Source organism: Nonomuraea sp. NPDC050451, from assembly GCF_044458585.1.
On the sequence record NZ_JBITHZ010000013.1, the window covers coordinates 78796 to 97017 of the forward strand.

An 18222-nucleotide genomic window follows, 5' to 3' on the forward strand; every position below is an offset into this window, starting at 1 on the left:
GCGGGGAGGTGGGGCGGTGCGGCTTCACCTGCTGGCGCTCCTGGCGAAAGAGCCGGCCCATGGCTACGAGCTCAAACAGGCGCTCGAGCAGACGTTCGGCAGTGCCTATCCGTCCCCCAACATCGGCCAGATCTACGTCACGCTCGGCAGGCTGGAGAAGGACGGCCTCGTCAGGGCGGTGGACGTCGAACAGTCCAACCGGCCCAACAAGAAGGTCTACTACCTCACGGCCAAGGGCCGTGACGTGCTCACCCTCTGGGTGGACGAGCCCACCGAGGGCCCCAGGGTGCGCGACGAGTTCTTCATGAAGCTCGTGCTGGCCCCACTCACCGGCATCGCCGACCGGATGGCGCTGATCAGTCGTCAGCGCCGCCACTACCTGTCGCTCATGAGCGATCTCAATGACCTCCTGGCCCGCACTGCGCCGACCGACCGGGTGGCCATGCTCCTCATCGAGGGCGCCATGCTCCACCTGCAGGCAGATCTTGACTGGCTGGAGCGTTGCCAGGAGGATCTGGCATGAGCGCGGTTGTGAAAACGGTCAATCTGGTCAAAATCTACCAGGATGGCGCGGTGCCCGTGCCTGCCGTACGCGGCGTGGACCTGCAGGTCGAGCCGGGTGAATTCGTCGCAATCATGGGGCCGTCCGGCTCCGGGAAGTCCACGCTCGTCCACATGCTCGGCGGGCTCGACACCCGGACGAGCGGCGAGATCTGGCTCGACGGCAAACGCGTCGACACGCTCTCGGAGAGCGCCTGGGCGCTGCTGCGGCGCAAGAAGGTCGGGTTCGTCTTCCAGTTCTTCAACCTCGTCGCCAACATGACCGTGGGCGACAACGTCGAGCTGCCCGCGCTGCTGGCCGGGGCCTCGCCCAAGGTGGCCCGCGAGCGCAGGGAGAGCCTGCTCGGCGCGCTCAACCTCACCGACCGCGCCGAGGCCTCGCCCGCCCAGCTCTCCGGGGGCGAGCAGCAGCGGGTCGCGCTGGCCAGGGCGCTGGCCAACCAGCCCAGCGTGCTGCTGGCCGACGAGCCCACCGGCAACCTCGACAGCCGCAACACCCGAGACGTGCTCCGCCTGCTCAGCGACGTCCACAAGGAGGGCCAGACGATCGTGATGGTCACCCACGACGCGCGCGTGGCGAGCCTGGCCGACCGGCTGGTGTCGCTGTTCGACGGGGAGATCGTGGACGACGGCCGCATCGCGCGCCGCCGCACGCGCACGGCCGGCGAGGTGATCGACCTCCGATGAGTGCCTCTTTGGCGGGGAGCCGGTGGATCAAGGCCGACCTGCGGGCCCGCAAGGGCCAGGCGGTGCTGACGGTGCTGACCGTGGCCGGGATCGTGGCCGCGCTGATCACCGCGGCGACCCTGCTGGAGGAGGGCACCAACCCGTGGCGCAGCCTGTTCGCCCAGACCGACGGCGCCCACATCTGGCTCTACACCGACGACAGCCCCCAGGCTGACCTGAGCGGCATCGACGGCGTGACGCAGATCGCGGGCCCCTACCGGTCGGCGCCCGTGACCGTGGCGCAGGACGGCAAGAGGGAGCCGGCCGCGCTGCGCGCGATGCCCGCCGCGCCGCCGCAGGTGGCGCACCCGGTGGTGGCCGAGGGCAGGTGGCTGGACGCCTCACAGCCCGACGGCGTGGTCGTCGAGCGCTCGTTCGCGAGCTCGCTGCGGCTCAGGATCGGCGCGTCCTTCACGATCATCGCGCTCAGCGGCGAGCGCCACACCCTGTACGTACGCGGCATCGCCGACTCCGCCGAGCAGGGCTTCTACCCCCAGTGGACGCCCGGCCTGGCCTACGTGCTGCCCGTCATGCTCGACCGCATCGAGCCCATGCTGGGCCGCAGCGAGTGGGTGACCGGGCTGCGCCTGGCCGACCCCGACGCCACGCAGGTCGTCTCGCAGCGCGTGGTCGTCATGCTGGAGGACAAGCTCCAGCGCGTCTACACCTGGCGCGAGGTCAGGGCCGCCATGGAGCTGGACAACCGGCTGCTGGGCACGCTGCTGGCGCTGTTCGGGGTGGTCGGGCTGGTGGCCGCCGCGCTCGCCCTGGCCAACGCGGCCGGCGGCCGGGTGCTGGCCCAGCTCCGCGACCTGGCCACGCTCAAGTCGATGGGCTTCACCAAGGGCCAGATCGCGCTGCTGCTCCTGGTCGAGCACGGCGCGCTGGGCCTGCTCGGCGTCGCGATCGGCGCCGTGGTGGGCTGGGGCGTGATGGCGGCGATGCTCGGCGCGACGTCCGTGGCGCCGATCCCCGTGCTGGCCATCGTCGCGGGCACGGCCCTGGTGGTGCTGGCCGCCGTGGGGCTGCCCGCCTGGCGCGGCGGCCGCACGCCGCCGATCCCCGACGCGCCCGCCCTGCCGCCGCGCGGCCGCCTGTCCAGGCTGGCCCGGCTGGCCCTCCTCGTACGCCTCCCGCCCGCCCTCGTCCTGGGCACCAGAGATGCCTTCACCAGGCGCGTGCCGGCGTTCCTGACGGCGTTCGGGCTGGCCGTGCCGATGATGATGATCACGATCGGGCTCGGCGTCTGGGCCACGCTGGACAACTTCGCCGACCACCCCGAGCAGGTCGGCCAGCACGCGAGCCTGTACGTCAGGCCGGGCAAGGCGGAGCCGGCCGAGGCCGAGCGCGTCGCCAAGCTCGACAGGGACGTGGCGACGGTCTATCCGGGCACCGACGTGGACGCCCTGGCGCCCGGCATGGCCCGCTCGGTCCGCGTGCGGGCCATCGGCAGCTCGACGGAGCCGTACCCGTTCCCGGTGGTCGAGGGGCGCATGTACGGCCGTCAGGGGGAGGCGGTGGCCGGGCAGGGACTGCTCGACCTGCTGGGCATCAAGATCGGCGACCGGGTGCGGCTGACCGTGGGCGGCACGCCGCTGATCGTCAGGATCGTCGGCAGGACAGTCGAGCCCGACCTCGACGGCGAGGTGATCTCCGTGGGGCTCGACAGCCTGGCGGCCAAGGACTCGGTGCCGCCGGAGTACTACGCGCTCGCCCTCAAGAAGGGCGCGGACCCCGCAGAGGTGCGCGGGCGGCTGCTGGCGGAGTCGAAGGAGAGCCTCGACGTGCAGGCCGCGGTCAACCCGGCGGACCGGCTGGCGATCATCCGGGTGGTGATCGTGGCGCTGATCGCCGTGCTGATGCTGATCGCCCTGGCCAACCTGCTCACCGCCAGCGCGCTCGGGCTGCGCGACCACGCGTTCGACCTGGCCGTGCTCAAGGCCATGGGGCTCACGCCGCGCCAGGTCATGGCCACGCTCGTGACGGGCACCGGGCTGCTGGTCGTGCTCGGCGTCGGCGCGGGCGCCGCGGCGGGCATGTCCGTGGTGACCGGGCTGATCGACCTGCAGGGCCACACGAGCGGCGTCGGCGCGGGCATCGGGCGCGCGCCCTCTGCCCTGACGTTGGCCGTCGCCGTCGTGTCGGCCGTGGGCACGGCCCTCGCGGTGGCGCTCATTCCCGCCCGCCGCGCGGCCCGTGCCCAGGTGCCGGTCACGTCGCGCTGAGAGCGGCTTTCTCCTTCTTCTTCAGCGCGAACCAGTAGAAGCCGTGCCCCGGCAGCGTCAGCAGGTACGGCAGCTCGCCGACCGGCGGGAACTCCACCCCGCCCCGCGCCTCGACCGGGACCATCCCCTCGAACCTGCGCAGGTCCAGCTCGACCGGCTGCGGGAACTTCGACAGGTTGTTCACGCACAGCATGATGTCGTCGCGGTCCTCGCGGACGAAGGTGAGCACGGCGGGGTTCGACGACCACATTTCCGTGTACGCCCCCACGCCGAACACCGGATGGTTGCGCCGGATCTCCAGCATCTTGCGGGTGAAGTGGAGCAGCGAGCCCTCATGGCGCTGCTGGGCCTCCACGTTGACCGCCTGGTAGCCGTAGATCGGGTCCATGACCGCGGGCAGGTAGAGCCGCCCGGGGTCGGCCGAGGAGAACCCGGCGTTGCGGTCTGGGCTCCACTGCATCGGCGTGCGGACCGAGTCGCGGTCCTCCAGCCAGATGTTGTCGCCCATGCCGATCTCGTCGCCGTAGTACATGACCGGCGAACCCGGCAGGCTCAGCAGCAGGGCCGTGAACAGCTCGATCCGGTCCCTGTCGTTGTCGAGCAGCGGGGCCAGGCGCCGGCGGATGCCCAGGTAGGCCCGCATGCGCGGGTCCTTGGCGTACTCCTTGTGCATGTAGTCGCGCTCTTCCTCGCTCACCGTCTCGAGCGTGAGCTCGTCGTGGTTGCGAAGGAAGATGCCCCACTGCGCCTTGTCGGGCAGCTTGGGCGTGAGCGACATGATCTCGGAGATCGGCTCGCGGGTCTCCTTCTTGACCGCCATGTAGATGCGCGGCATGAGCGGGAAGTGGAAGGCCATGTGGCACTCGTCGCCCCCCGTGGTGGGGTCGCCGAAGTACTCCACCACGTCTTCGGGCCAGCCGTTGGCCTCGGCCAGCAGCACCCGGTCGGGGTAGAGCCGGTCCACCTCGGCCCTGATCTTCTTCAGGTACGCGTGCGTCTCCGGCAGCCCCGAGCACGCGGTGCCCTCACGCTCGAACAGGTACGGCACCGCGTCCAGCCGGAACCCGTCGATGCCCAGGTCCAGCCAGAACCGCAGCACCTCCAGCATGGCCTCCTGCACCGCCGGGTTGTCATAGTTGAGGTCCGGCTGGTGGTGGAAGAAACGGTGCCAGTAGTACTGCTTGCGCACCGGGTCGTAGGTCCAGTTGGACTCCTCGGCGCCGATGAAGATGATCGGGGCGTCGGGATAGCCGCCAGGATGGTCCGACCACACGTAGAAGTCGCCGTACGGACCCTCGGGGTCGTGCCGGGACGCCTGGAACCAGGGGTGGCGATCGCTGGTGTGGTTCATCACGAGGTCGGTGATGATCCGCAGGCCACGTTCGTGAGCCTTCTCGATCAGCTGCACGAAGTCTCCCAGGTCCCCAAAGTCCGGAAGGATCTTCATGTAGTCCGAGATGTCATATCCGCCGTCGCGCAGAGGCGACTCGTACAGCGGCAGCAACCACAGGCAGTCCACGCCGAGCCACTCGAGGTAGCCCAGCTTCTCGATGAGACCGCGAAGGTCGCCGGTGCCGTCGCCGTTGGAGTCCTTGAACCCCCGGACGAGGATCTCGTAGAACACCGCCCGCTTGTACCAGGCAGGATCCTCTGAGACGAACGCCTCGGAGATCGGCTCCGGCAATGGGGATGCGTTGATCATATGTCGCTCACAGGAAGAGATGTGGGCAGGACGAAGTCACCGGTTGCCCCGGCGTTGTTATCTGGTGACCGCGCCGCGTGGAGTCGTCATCCCTGCGAACTCCACTGCCCTAGAACGAGACCGGATTTGTGATCTGGTGCCCGTTTGTGCGGCGCTTACGGGCCGAACACTACCAGCCCGTTGGCTTTCCGGAACCCGCTTCTGCTGTGCGAGGGTTAATACCCGTGAGATCCGTACGTAATCGCCCTGTTACCGAGAGTTCACTAAAAAGGTGGCGCGAGGTCCGAGAGGTCGTTCTCGAAGTCGCTCAGCCACAGCCCGAAGAGCACCAACCCCCGCACCCAGAAACGATCGTTCCAGCCGTTGAACCTGGTCAAAGCGTCGGGACCGCCTGAGACCACCTCGTGCAGCTCGTCCGACAGCAGCCCCGGCACTCTCCTCACCACAGTCTCCAGCATGCGGTGCGAATAATTTCGGGCGGGGGCGGCCGTGGAACGCAGCGGCACCCTTTGGAGCGGCTGTTTGACCACATTCGTCGAGGGGAGTGCGGCCACCCGTGGATTGGCCGCATGGAGCACTTCGCGGTAGAAACGGCCCTTGTCCTTGCGGGCCACGCCGACCGACAACGCGGCGTCGAAGAAGCGCGGGTCGATGAACGGTGCGGCGAACGACGCCTCGGGTCCCACCAGGTTGACCGCGGAGCGCGCGATGCCGCGCACGGTCCTGGTGTGCAGCACCGACAGCGGCAGCTCGGCGCGGTGCCCGTGGAGCATGGAGGTGGCGGCCAGGAACTGCTCGCGCACGGTCTCCTCCATCCACTGGGCGGCGGCCTTGGACAGGAACGGCTGCGAGGGCGCCCCCAGCGACAGCGAGCCGAGCACGGCCGCCGAGCGCTCGGCCTGCGTCGTGGCCTCCAGCGCGGCCCCGCTGACCATGAAGTTCTTCAGCAGCGGCCCGCCGGCCAGGCCGTCGACCAGGATCCGGCCCGCCTTGTGCACCTCCTTGGCGAAGGGCGCGTACCAGGCGTGGTGCGGCGTCAGGTATTCGAGCCTGCGGGCCACCTCGACGGCGTCGTCCGGGTAGTCGGCGGCGTCCTGGGTGATCACCCGGTGGGGGATGCCCAGCTCCCTGGTGATCGACCTGGCGAACGCGATGTCGGTGTCGGTGCCGTCGTCCGGGCTGGTCGTCCACGACTCGACGTCCATCCCGCGGGCCTTGGCCACGCCGGCCAGCAGCCGCGAGTCGTAGCCGCCGCTGACCGGCACGAGCAGCTTGCGGCCCTCGTAGTCCCGGTAGACCTCGTCCAGCAGCTCGACGATCTCGCTCGGGCTGATCCACGACTCGTGTGGCTCCGAACGCAGCCAGCGCGGCAGCCTGCGCTCGGTCGCGAGCCTGCCGTGCCGCCACACCAGGGCGCTGGAGCCGGGCAGCCGCTTGACGCCCGCGTACGGCGTCGCCTCGCCCAGCGGGAACGTCACCTGGAGGATCGACGCCCACGCCGACCAGTCGATCTCGACCGGCACCAGGCTGAGCAGCGGCTGGATCTGCGACGAGAAGTAGACCGCCTCGCCCAGGCGGACGTAGTAGACGTCCACGAGGCCCAGGGCGCCCGTGTGGAGCGTGACACTGTCGGCGTCGCCGATCAGCCCGGGGGTCTCGAACGTCTCCGCGACCGTCATCCAGTCGTCGTCCCCGGACGGCTTGCGCTCGCCCCAGGAGAACGCGTACGAGTGCCCCAGGCGGTGATAGGGCGGCAGCGGCGCCGAGCTGAACAGCGCCGCGTCGGCCGACTGGAGCGCAGGCAGGAGTCTCGGGCCCGCCGTGGTCAGTTTGCCGAGTATGGCGGGGTCGATCCGGCCGAGAGCGCCGCAGACGTAGGGCCGCACGTTGAACTGCACCGGATCTCATCCCTTCGAGACGCTTCAGGCAAAAAGAGTATCCTTTGCCGGGCTGAGGGAGCGGAGGGTCAATTGACTACGGAGCTTGAGAGCACGCGGCGGGCGTTGCGGGATGCCGTCGCGCAGGCCGAGCGTGCCGCCGAGCTGGCCAGGCTGCTGGACGCCGCCGAGGCCAAGCTGGCCGCCGCCGAGCAGAGCGCAGCGGAGGCCAGGTCGCTGGCCGAGCGGCTGAGCGAGGCCGAGGAGCGGCTGGAGACCGAGCAGGCGGCGGCCGACAAGCTGCGCAAGGAGCTGGCCGAGCAGCGCTTCCAGGCCGAGGTGGCCAACTGGAAGCTGTCCTCGATCAAGGTCGCCCGCTGGAACCGCCTCGGTGACGCGATCAAGAGCGGCAAGAGCAACCCGGTCCGGCTGGCCAAGGGGCTCAGGGGCGCGGCCAAGCCCGTCAAGCGGCCCATCGCGCCCAAGCGCAAGCCCCCTACGGCCGCCAAGGCCAAGGACGAGCGTCCCGGCGCGGCGTACCAGGCCACCACTACGACCAGGACGCTCGGGGGCGCCTCCTTCAAGCTCAAGCCCTTCCGGGTGCCGACGGGCCCCAACACCAGGCCGCACCTGACGGCCGCGGTCATCGCCGACCCGCACGCCGAGGCGCTGCTGAGGTACGAGTGGCGGCAGACGACCGGCTTCACGCCGCGCGACTTCGCCAGGGTGCTCCCGCTGGAGGTGCCCCACCTGCTGGTGGTCGAGTCCGTCTCGCAGGGGCCGTGGGCCGAGGAGATCACCGGCGAGCCGGGCGAGGGGCTCAAGGCGCTGCTGGCCTGGTGCGCCGAGCGCGGCATCCGCACGGTCTTCTGGCACACGCAGGGCGACGTGGCCGCATACGCGGCGGCGGCCGAGCTGTTCGAGCACCGGTTCACGACCGATCTCACGGTGGCCTGGCCGCGGCTGCAGTTCGGGGTGCAGCCGAGGGTGCACAACCCGCTGCCGCTGTCCGGCGGGCGCATCGACCGGGTCCTCACGCTGGACCAGTTGCTGCCCGGGCACCTGACCTACCCCGACGTCCTGACCTCCTACCGCTGGCCGGCCGCGGTGGACTGCCCGCCGGGCACGCCCCAGTGGCGGCTGGCCGAGCTCGCCGCCTGCGGCACGCCCATCGGCACCGAGGCCGACACGCGGCGGGCGCACGTGGCGCTGCGGCGGGCGTACCAGATGGGCACGATGACCGAGCGGATCGACGAGCTTCTCGACGCGATCGGCCTGCCCAGCGCCCGCGCCACGCTCAACACCTCGGTGCTGCTGCCGATCATGGACCCGTACCTGATGGAGCACGCGCTGGCGCAGGTCGCCAAGCAGTCGGGGGTCGACCAGCTCATCGTCATCGGGCCGCCGGAGTCGGAGCTGCGGGCCCGCGACGTGCTGCCGGACGTGGAGATCGTCTACCGCCGCCCGCACCCGGCGATGACCGAGGGCGCGATGCTCGACGCCGGCATCGACCTGTGCGAGGCCGACCTGGTGGCGGTCATGGACCCGCGCGACGTGTACGGCCCGCACTACCTGGCGGACCTGCGGCGGGCGTTCCTCTTCAGCACCGCCGACATCGTCGGCAAGGCGGCCTTCTACGCCCACCTCCGCAAGCCGCAGGCCACGCTGCTCAAGCAGCCCGAGGCCGAGTACACCTACCTCCCGGAGATCGCCGGGGCGACCCTCCTGGCCCGCCGCAACACCCTCCGCGAGATCGGCTTCGCGGACCTCACGGACGGGTGGGACGAGGTGCTCATGCGGCAGTGCCGGACGGACGGGATCAAGGTGTTCTCGGCCGACCGGTTCGGCTACGTGCGGGTGCGCGACGAGGACCGCTGGCTGCTCGGGGCGGCGCATCTGGTCGAGTACGGCTCCGCCGAGCCGCACGCGCTCATCTGAGCCCCGGGGCTAGGGTTTCGGCCATGACGCTCCCGGAACTGGCCGAGGTGCTGGGGGAGCCGCCGGCGCCCGAGGGGACGTGGGAGGAGGAGGCCGTCTACGTCTCCGCCGCGGCGCTGCGCCGGAAGGTCCCCGCCGAGTCGCTCGCCGGGCGGGTGCGGGAGCTGGCCGGGGTGTCCCTGGTGGAGGTCCGGCGGGACGGGTTCCTGCGGATCGTGGTCAGCGAGCCCGGGGAGCTGGTGGCAGGTGTCGGGCCGCTCGACATCCCGGAGCCCCTGTGGCCGGACTTCCCGCGGACCTGGGACAACCCCGGGTTCGTGGTGCGGTACGGGCACGCGCGGGCCCGCGCGGTGCTCAGGTGGGCGGGGGAGCTGGGGGTGCCGTCCGAGGGGTTCAGGGGGGAGCTGCTCGACGGCCCGTACGACCGGCGGGTGCTGCGGGTGCTGGCCGAGCTGCCCGGGCGGACGGTGAGCAGGGAGCCGGGGTGGGAGACGTACCTCGTGCGGCTGGCCCTGGCCTATCACGACGCGCACGAGCACGCGCCCGCCGTCCCGGTCGGCGACGAGGCGCCGGGGCCGGTGCACACGGCGCGGGTGCGGCTGGCCGAGGCTGTGACCGGTGTGCTTCCTGGGCCGGAACGGATATAGCGGGTCGCAAAATATTCGGCCAAACGGCGAAAAATCGTAAAAATATCCCTTCCCGGGCTTGATCGCGTCTCGATACGTGGGCATAGGGTCATGGCTTAGTTGCGGTTCCGATAGCCTCGATCAGGTGAGTCGATTCGTCCATCCCGCCGGGGACCGGCACGCCGAGATGCTGCCCCACGAGCGCCCTCCGCTGGCGCCCGCCGACCTCAACCGGATCAACCCGGCGATCTGGCCGCGAACGTCGACCCGGACCGATGGCACGCTCACTGTCGGCGGCGTCGACGTGCGCGAGCTGGCTCGCGAGCACGGCACGCCGCTCTACGTCCTCGACGAGGACGACGTGCGCTCGCGCATGCGCGACTACGCCACGGCCTTCGCCGGCTCCGACGTCCATTACGCGGGCAAGGCGTTCCTGTGCAAGGAGATCGTGCGCTGGCTCCACGACGAGGGCCTCGGGCTCGACGTGGCCAGCGGCGGCGAGCTGGCGGTGGCGCTCAGCGTCGGGTTCCCGCCCGAGCGCATCACGATGCACGGCAACAACAAGTCCGTCGCCGAGCTGACCAGGGCGCTGGAGGTCGGGGTCGGCCACATCGTGGTCGACTCGTACGAGGAGATCGCCAGGCTCGGCCACCTCGCCCAGCGGCTGGGCAAGCGGCCCAAGGTGATGATCCGGGTGACCACCGGGGTCGAGGCGCACACGCACGAGTTCATCGCGACGGCGCACGACGACCAGAAGTTCGGGCTGTCGCTCAACACCGGGGCGGCCGCGGAGGCCGTACGCCGGATCCTCGCCCTGCCGCAGCTCGAGCTCGTCGGGCTCCACTCGCACATCGGCTCCCAGATCGTCGACACGGCCGGGTTCGAGGTGGCGGCCAGGCGCCTGGCCGCGCTGCTCGTGCAGATCAAGGAAGAGCACGGCGTCGTGCTGCCCGAGCTCGACCTGGGCGGCGGCTACGGCATCGCCTACGTCGAGGGTGACGAGGCGCCCGACATCAAGGAGCTGGCCGACGGGCTGCGCGAGATCGTCACCAAGGTGTGCACGGACGCGGGCCTGCCCGTGCCCAGGCTGACCGTGGAGCCGGGGCGCACCATCGTCGGGCCCGGCGGCATCACCCTCTACTCGGTCGGCACGGTCAAGGACGTCGAGGGCCTGCGCACCTACGTGAGCATCGACGGCGGCATGAGCGACAACGTGCGCACCGCGCTCTACGGCGCCGAATACACCGCGGCGCTGGTCAGCCGCGAGAGCACCGCCGAGCCCATGCTCAGCCGCCTGGTCGGCAAGCACTGCGAGAGCGGCGACATCATCGTGCGCGACTTCCACCTGCCCGCCGACCTCGTCCCCGGTGACCTGATCGCGGTGGCGGCCACCGGCGCCTACTGCCGGTCGCTGGCCAGCAACTACAACTACCTGCCCAGGCCCGCCGTGGTCGCCGTCTCCGGCGGCAAGTCGCGCGTGATCGTGCAGGGCGAGACCGAGGACGACCTGTTGAGGGGGCAGCTGTGAAACCGCTGAAAGTGGCGCTGCTGGGCTGTGGCGTCGTCGGCTCGCAGGTCATCAGGCTCATGCACGAGCAGGCCGCCGACCTGGCCGCGCGCATCGGTGCCCCGCTGGAGCTGGCCGGCGTCGCCGTACGCCGGCTCGGCCGCAAGCGTGACGTCGACGTGGACCCCTCGCTGTTCACCACCGACGCCGAGGCGCTGGTCACGCGTGACGACGTCGACATCGTCATCGAGGTCATCGGCGGCATCGAGCCCGCCCGCACGCTGATCGTCGCCGCCCTGTCCAAGGGCAAGTCCGTGGTCACCGCCAACAAGGCGCTGCTGGCCGAAGACGGCGCCACCCTGCACGAGGCCGCCAGGCAGGGCAACGGCGACCTCTACTTCGAGGCCAGCGTGGCCGGCGCCATCCCGCTGCTGCGCCCGCTGCGCGAGTCGCTGGCGGGCGACCACGTCAAGCGCGTGCTCGGCATCGTCAACGGCACCACCAACTACATCCTCGACAAGATGGACACCACGGGCGCGTCCTTCACCGACGCCCTGGAGGAGGCCCAGACGCTCGGCTACGCGGAGGCCGACCCGACGGCCGACGTCGAGGGCTTCGACGCCGCCGCCAAGGCCGCCATCCTGGCCGGGCTCGCCTTCCACAGCCGTGTCACGGCCGCCGAGGTGCACCGCGAGGGCATCACCGAGATCACCGCCACCGACGTGGCCTCGGCCAAGGCCATGGGCTACGTCATCAAGCTGCTGGCCATCTGCGCCCGCTCCGAGGACGGCCGCTCGTTCGGGGTGCGGGTGCACCCCGCGATGATCCCGCGGTCGCACCCGCTGGCCGGGGTGCGGGAGGCGTACAACGCGGTCTTCGTGGAGGCGGAGTCGGCGGGGCAGCTCATGTTCTACGGCAAGGGGGCGGGCGGGGCGCCCACGGCCTCCGCGGTCCTCGGCGACCTGGTGGCCGTCGCCCGCAACCGCCTGGCGGGCACGCGCGGGCCGGAGGAGTCGACGTACGCGGACCTGGTGGCCCATCCCATGGGCGACACGGTCACGCGCTGCCACGTGGCGCTCGACGTGGCCGACAAGCCGGGCGTGCTGGCGCGGGTGGCGGAGCTGTTCGCCAAGCACGACGTGTCGATCCAGACCGTACGCCAGGAGGGGCACGGCGACGACGCCCAGCTCGTCATCGTCACCCACCGCGCCACGGATGCCGCGCTGTCGGCGACCATGGAGGGGCTGCGCGAGCTGGACATCGTCCGCGCCGTGGCCAGCGTGATGCGCGTGGAGGGCGACGACTAGCCTTCTCGCGCGGGGGAGTCGTCGGGGAAGGCCAGGGAGCGGACCTTGCGGACGGCTCGCTTGAGGACCGTGCGGTTCTGCGCGCGGGCGAGGCGGACCGCCTCCCTGCGCCAGGCCTCGGCCTTCTCGCGCCAGCGCGCCGCGTCCCGGCCGTTCTTGGCCGACTCCCGCCGCAGTTGCGCGAGCTCCGCGCGCAGGGCGGCGGTGCGCTTGCGGTAGAGGGCGAGCTTCTTCTCGTGCTCGGCGGTGAGCCGGTCGAGCTCCGGGACGGGCCTCTTGCGCGGCGGGTAGACGGCGGGGCGGCGCTTGAAGCCCCAGCTCTCCCCGTCCAGCCACTCCAGGCCGAAGAGGGCGTCGATCAGGTCGTCCCACTCGTCGTCCGGGGCGGCCACCAGCGCGGCTCTTGACCGGGCGGCCGTGCGGTCCAGCCGGGCCAGCGTGACGCCCTGCTCCGTCTCCTCCAGGGCCAGGCAGAGGGTGCCCAGGTCGTGCTGCTCCATGTGGTCAAGCAGGCTTTCCACCGTGTCCTTCGACGGGACCCATCCGGGCGGCACCGAGAGCTGGAACGGGGCCGTCCCCTCCAGGGGCCCGGTCAGGTGGACGCGGGGGTCGCCGGCGAAGTTGGCCTGGATGAGGCGGAGGTCGAGGTGCGGGTCGGCGAGCGGGGAGCGGCGTTCGGTGCTCAGTGACTCCCAGGGGCCGGGGACGGTGACCCTGACGTCCGGGATCGTGCCGGCCAGGAGGCCGTCCACCGTCGCCCGCACGTCCTCGTACGGGCCCGCCGGCACCGTCGCGTCCACGTACGGCACCAGCCACTGCCGGCCCGGATCCGTGCGGAGGTAGCGCCGGTAGGGGACCCGGTCGGCGACGAAGGGGTCGTTGTAGCGCTTCAGCGCCGCGAATTCGCGCATCGCCGTCGGCAGCCCGACGTGCCAGGCACGCGACTCCGGGTCCGGGACGAACACCGCGCCCGCCTGGGTGAGCCGGTAGCCCAGCTCGGTGTCCTCGGCCAGCACCAGGGACGTGTCCAGGCCGCCGATCGAGCGCAGCAGCTCGGCCGGGTACGACACCGTGGCGCCCACGTGGATGCGGGTCGCCAGGGAGCTGGGGGCGGTGCGCAGGCCGTCGTGGTCGTGGATGATCTGCTCGGCCCAGTCGTGGCGGTGCGGTGACAGCGGGAAGAGCTCGCCCTCCTCGTCCGACTCCAGCGCCTGGCGTACCCGCTCCTGCGTCGGGAGGTCGGTCGCGGCGGTGAAGTCGATCCAGCCCAGGGCCACCACGTACGGGGCCAGGTGGTGCCAGCGCAGCTGGGCCTCCACGTGGTGCCGGTGCGGGACCATGTCGGCGTCCAGGACGAAAATGACCTCGCCGGTCGCGGTGTCCAGGCCCGCCTGAACGGCCCAGGCCCGGCCCCAGCCGCCCGGCGGGCTGGAGATCAGCTTGGTCCTGGCCGGGACGAGCTCCGGGAGGTGGAGCGGGGTGGCGCTGCCGTCGTCCACGACGATGACGTCCAGCAGGTGCTCGGGGTAGCTCTGGGCGGACAGGGCGGCCAGGGTGAGGTCCAGGGTCTCCTGGCGGTCGTGGGCCGGGATGACGACGGTGACGGTCAGCGCGGGCTCCCAGGCGCCCAGGGCGGGCGGCGTGAGCACGCCGAAGTCGTTGCGGCGGATGCGGGGGATGCCGGTCATGGGAGGGGGCTCCCGTCCAGGGCCATGAGGGCGTTCGGGCGGAAGCCGCGCCACTGCTGCCTGTTGCGTTGCAGGAACGTCCCGATCGGCTCCTGCCACGTGTGGTTGGCGGCCGGGCCCCTGCGCAGGATGTAGCCGAGCCCGTGCGTACGGTAGATCTGGCCGCCCGCCGCCTGCAGGGCCTCCTGGAACTGGGTGTCCACCGAGCGCCGCAACGGACGGAACCCGCCCACGGCCTGGAAGGCCGAGCGCTCCACCAGGATCGTCCCTCCGGCGACGAAGCTGGTGATCTGCTCGGTGACCTGCCTGCGGTGCACGGTGACGTCGATGGACGTCAGGTACACGAACTCGGGCACCGTGCCCACCACCTGGGCGCCCGAGTACGAGTGCGCCAGCAGCAGGTCGGACAGGAAGTCGGGGCCGTACCAGTCGTCGTCGTCCATCTTCAGCAGGAACGAACCCGAGGCCCTGGCGGCCGCGTGGTTCAGCACCTCGCCGAACACGTCCTGGCGATCGGCCTCGAACACCGTCAACGGGCCCTCGAACGCCTCGATCGCCTTGGCCACGTCCGGGTGGCCCTTCGGGACGCCGTGCAGGGCGAGGATCACCTCGAGTTCGGCGTCGCGCTGGCGGGCGACCTGGTCGAGCGCGAACGACACCATGTCCGTGCGGCGCGTGGCCAGCAGGACAGAGGTGAGCGGGGGCGCGGGGGCGGGCGCGCCGAGCTGCTCCCACCTCGCGGCGACGCCGTGGGTACGGAGCGCGGCGCGGCGCAGGCGGATGCTGTGCTCCTCGCGCCGAAGGTCGTCCGAGAGGTCCGGGCAGTGTTCGACGAGTTCGATGATCTCGTCCCCGAGCGCACCCGCCCAGCGCGGCACGTCCTCCGCGCGCAGCGGCACCCCGGCGGCGGCCAGGCCGGTCAGCACCCGTACGGCGGCCAGGGGACCGCTGTGCGCGTGCCGCCAGTCCACCTCGACGCCGCGGATCTGCCGGAGCCTGGCCACGTCGGCGTCGGTGACCCCGCCGGACTCGGCGAACGACGTCACGACCTTGTCGTCCAGCACCACCGACCACCGGCCGTCCCGCTCCACGAGCGAGGCCATGCCGCGGGAGGGGGTGGTGACGAAACCCTGGGGGTTCACGAGGCGTTCGTCCACCGGCGGGACCATGGAGGTCTCGCCCAGCACGTCGGGATCGGCCAGCGGCGAGTCGGCCATGCCCGGCCGTCCGAGGTGCTCCCAGGTCACCGCCCGCAGCGTCGGCCGCTCGATGGGCGTCTCGTCCCCGGCCCACTCCACGGTCTCCGCGTCGTCGCTCGGCTCCCCGTCGCCGGCATCCGGGACGGAGGACGGCGCGTCGCTCACGTTCTCCACCGACGGGTGGCCGAGCGTACGCAGGACCATGTCGCTGCCCGGCGCGCCGACCCGTTCCGGCACCGGCCCCGTCACCTCGGCGGGGGTCGCGTTGGGGTCGCCGGGGCGCCAGTCGGCCGCCCCGACGCCCGCGATCGCCGCCGCAGGGGCCGTGATCACGTCGAGGCGATGGCCCGCGAACGCCCGCGCCGTCGCGGCCACGGTACGGCCCGCGGGCGTGGAGGCGGAGAACCGGGCGTCGACCACCCAGACCCGGTTCCTGGGCTGGTAGACGCGCAGATCCGTCAAGGACCGCCACCGGTGCGCGGGGGTGGGAGTGGGGACCGGCGCGGGGTGGGCGGCGGGCGTGTCGAGCACGGCCACGACCACCCGCTCGGCCTGTGGCAGCAGCTTGTGCAGCGTCGCGACCCTGCGCAGGTCGGCCGGTGTCCTGGCGAGCACGAGGACCTCGCCCACCTGCTCGTTCTCGGCGGACGGCTCCAGCAGGTCCCGATCGAGGTCCACGACGTGCCGGGCCTCGCAGGACGTTCCCGAGGAGCGATGGCGGGCGGCGGGGACGGCGTAGAGAGGGGCGACGTCGTCGATCCCGGCGAAGAAGACCCGCGCTCCGGGCAGCTCCGCCAGCAGCTGACGGATCATCCGGCGCTCCGCAGCTGCCTGATCAGTGAGCTCAGCCCGCCCCGTCCCGCGGACTCGTCGGCGGGCGGCTCGGCGGACAGCCGTTCGACCTCGGCCGAGAGCCGCTCGACCTCCGCCCGCAGCTCCTTGACCTCCCGCAACCGCTCCCCGGCCAGCGCCCGCCACTTCGCGGGCTCCCCGGCCAGCGGTTCGGCCTCCTCCGCCACCGCGAACCCGTACTCGCCCCCGCTGACCCACTCCGACCCGAACATCTCGTCCACCAGGTCGTCGGCCCGGCCCTCATGGAGCGCGGCACGCGAGAAGGCGGCCGTGCGCTCCAGGCGGGCGGCCACGACGCCGGACTTGCCCTCCGACAGCGCGACGCTGACCAGGCCGAGCAGGTCGCCGTCCGCGTGGCGTACCAGCCTGGAGAGCGTGTCGGCGCCCAGCGTCCACCCGGTGGGGACGTGCAGCAGGAAGGGGGCGGGGGCGGCGGAGGCGGGTACGCTCTCCGCGAACATGACCCGGGGCTCGTGCCTGTAGAGATTGTGCAGCAGGCGCAGGTCGAGGAGGGGGTCGTCGAGGTTGGAGCGGCGCTCGCCGGTCAGCTTGCCCCAGGGGCCGACGAGGGTGACGGCCGCGTCCGCGAGGGTGCCCGCGAGGGCCGAGTCGACGCTCGCCCGCGTCTGCTCGTAGGTGGTCGCCGTCACGACGACCTGGACGTACGGCACCCGCCAGTGACGCCGGGGATGGCTGCGCAGCCAGCGCAGGTCGGGGATGAGATCGCCCAGATAGGACCAGTTGTGCCGGTGCACCTCCTTCTCCCGCAGCATCACGGTGGAGGCCCCGACGTGCCACGCCCTGGCCTGCGCGTCAGGGATGAACACCGCTCCCGCCTGCGCCAGCCGGTATCCGAGCTCGGTGTCCTCCGCCATGTTCAGGGAGGTGTCCACGCCGCCCGCCGCGCGCAGCAGATCGGCCCGTACGGACGTGGACGCGCCCGTGTGCAGCAGGTACGCGCTCGCGCCCGCGTCCTTGAGCCACCTGGTCGACTCCAAGGTCTTCCTCGTGTACTCGGACTGGACGCCCTCCTCGCCCGGCTCCTCGACGAACCGGACGTCCCCGATCACCACCGCGTGGTCGATCAGGTGGTGCCAGCGCATGTGCGCCTCGATGTGGTCGTCCGCGAGGAGCATGTCGGAGTCGAGCCAGTGGATCACGTCCCCGGTGGCCGCGAGCTGCCCGGCCTGCCGGGCCGCGCCGCGTCCCCATCCGTCGGCCACCCGTACGACCCGCGCGCCCGCCACCTGCAGCGGCGGCTCGCTGCCGTCGTCCGCGACCACGATCTCGACCAGCTCGGCCGGGTACGTCTGCCGTGCCAGCGCCGGAACCGTGCGCTCCAGCGCCTCCGCGCAGTCGTAGGCCGGGATGACCACGGAGACCCGCAGCGAGGGCTCCCACGCCCCCACCGCCGGCGGGGTCAGCGCCCCGTAGTCGTTGTGCCGGACCCGCGTCATACGGAGTCCCTGGCCAGCGCGCGAACCTCCGCGCGCAGCTCCTCCACCTCTCGCGCCCGCGCCATGGCGTTGACCCGGTCCTCCCCGAGCGAGGCCAGGATGGCGCCGAGGTCGTCGGCCCGCCGCGCGGCGGAGTCCTCGACGGCCTGCACCAGCAGGTCCAACCTGGTCTCGATGTTCTTGAGTGCGGTGGTGGTCCTCGCCAGCTCGGCCTCGTACTTCTTGATCCGCAGATCGATGCGGTGCGCCTTGCCGTCGAGGCGGCGCACGGTGAGCACGAGGAAGGCGAGGGCTGCCAGGGTGACCAGGAAGGCCACCGTGACCGCTGCCGCGCCGAGAGTGATCAGGCCGGCGAGGACGAGCAGGGCGAGCACGCCGGCGGTGAGAGCTGCGAGGAGTGCGGCGGTCGCTGCCAGTCGGCGGGGCGAGAGCATCCGCGCATACCTTTCGTTTGGAACATCAGAGGCGTCGAGGACATCAGGGGATTATTGACACCTTAATAAACTCCGGCACCTACCGTGCCATAGCTTCCTGGAGGAAAACTGAGAATCACCTCC

At 71.5% G+C, this 18222-nt stretch carries 13 protein-coding genes; 7 read left to right on the forward strand and 6 right to left on the reverse strand.

The window, feature by feature from the left end; translation table 11 throughout:
• Positions 1 to 16 precede the first annotated feature (16 nt).
• Genes ACIBI9_RS33910 through ACIBI9_RS33920 form a run of 3 tightly spaced genes read left to right on the forward strand, consistent with a single transcriptional unit; the run spans position 17 to position 3512 of the window.
• Positions 17 to 523 (forward strand): PadR family transcriptional regulator, encoded by a 507-nt coding sequence (locus tag ACIBI9_RS33910; protein WP_397228072.1) that lies wholly within the window; start codon positions 17 to 19, stop codon positions 521 to 523.
• On the forward strand, positions 520 to 1248 hold the full coding sequence (locus ACIBI9_RS33915; RefSeq protein WP_397228074.1) for an ABC transporter ATP-binding protein: 729 nt from the start codon (positions 520 to 522) through the stop codon (positions 1246 to 1248). The genes ACIBI9_RS33910 and ACIBI9_RS33915 overlap by 4 nt, the downstream gene beginning before the upstream one ends.
• Positions 1245 to 3512: an FtsX-like permease family protein gene (locus ACIBI9_RS33920; protein ID WP_397228076.1), complete on the forward strand. Its 2268-nt coding sequence runs from the start codon at positions 1245 to 1247 to the stop codon at positions 3510 to 3512. Before ACIBI9_RS33915 ends, ACIBI9_RS33920 begins: the two co-directional genes overlap by 4 nt.
• On the opposite strand, the gene treS is transcribed toward ACIBI9_RS33920, so the two are convergent.
• Both treS and ACIBI9_RS33930 read right to left on the reverse strand, forming a co-directional pair.
• On the reverse strand, positions 3499 to 5214 hold the full coding sequence (gene treS / locus ACIBI9_RS33925; protein WP_397228078.1) for a maltose alpha-D-glucosyltransferase: 1716 nt from the start codon (positions 5212 to 5214) through the stop codon (positions 3499 to 3501). The two genes, ACIBI9_RS33920 and treS, sit on opposite strands and share 14 nt — an antisense overlap.
• Positions 5215 to 5477: 263 nt before the next feature.
• Positions 5478 to 7112 carry an asparagine synthetase B family protein gene (locus ACIBI9_RS33930; protein WP_397228080.1) on the reverse strand — a complete coding sequence of 545 codons (1635 nt, stop codon included), beginning with the start codon at positions 7110 to 7112 and terminating at the stop codon, positions 5478 to 5480.
• A 72-nt stretch (positions 7113 to 7184) separates the two neighbouring features.
• On the opposite strand from ACIBI9_RS33930, the gene ACIBI9_RS33935 reads away from it, so the two are divergent.
• The 4 genes from ACIBI9_RS33935 to ACIBI9_RS33950 all read left to right on the forward strand — a co-directional run bounded on the left by ACIBI9_RS33935 (position 7185) and on the right by ACIBI9_RS33950 (position 12469).
• Positions 7185 to 9029, forward strand: coding sequence for a hypothetical protein (locus ACIBI9_RS33935; protein ID WP_397228082.1), 1845 nt, complete (start codon positions 7185 to 7187; stop codon positions 9027 to 9029).
• Between the two features lie 23 nt (positions 9030 to 9052).
• Positions 9053 to 9676, forward strand: coding sequence for an anticodon-binding protein (locus tag ACIBI9_RS33940; protein WP_397228084.1), 624 nt, complete (start codon positions 9053 to 9055; stop codon positions 9674 to 9676).
• Between the two features lie 124 nt (positions 9677 to 9800).
• A complete protein-coding gene (gene lysA, locus ACIBI9_RS33945; protein WP_397228086.1) occupies positions 9801 to 11183 on the forward strand; it encodes a diaminopimelate decarboxylase in 1383 nt (460 codons plus the stop codon).
• Entirely contained in the window at positions 11180 to 12469 is a 1290-nt protein-coding gene (locus tag ACIBI9_RS33950) for a homoserine dehydrogenase (protein WP_397228088.1), read from the forward strand. The genes lysA and ACIBI9_RS33950 overlap by 4 nt, the downstream gene beginning before the upstream one ends.
• Here the strand turns inward: ACIBI9_RS33950 and ACIBI9_RS33955 are convergent.
• From ACIBI9_RS33955 to ACIBI9_RS33970, 4 genes are read right to left on the reverse strand one after another with little or no spacing between them, the layout of a single operon-like run.
• Positions 12466 to 14157, reverse strand: a complete 1692-nt coding sequence (locus ACIBI9_RS33955) for a glycosyltransferase (protein WP_397228091.1) — start codon at positions 14155 to 14157, stop codon at positions 12466 to 12468. The genes ACIBI9_RS33950 and ACIBI9_RS33955 overlap by 4 nt on opposite strands.
• A complete protein-coding gene (locus tag ACIBI9_RS33960; protein ID WP_397228093.1) occupies positions 14154 to 16169 on the reverse strand; it encodes a glycosyltransferase in 2016 nt (671 codons plus the stop codon). The genes ACIBI9_RS33955 and ACIBI9_RS33960 overlap by 4 nt, the downstream gene beginning before the upstream one ends.
• Entirely contained in the window at positions 16166 to 17665 is a 1500-nt protein-coding gene (locus ACIBI9_RS33965; RefSeq protein ID WP_397228095.1) for a glycosyltransferase, read from the reverse strand. The genes ACIBI9_RS33960 and ACIBI9_RS33965 overlap by 4 nt, the downstream gene beginning before the upstream one ends.
• Positions 17662 to 18099, reverse strand: a complete 438-nt coding sequence (locus ACIBI9_RS33970; protein WP_397228097.1) for a hypothetical protein — start codon at positions 18097 to 18099, stop codon at positions 17662 to 17664. The genes ACIBI9_RS33965 and ACIBI9_RS33970 overlap by 4 nt, the downstream gene beginning before the upstream one ends.
• Between the last annotated feature and the right edge of the window lie 123 nt (positions 18100 to 18222).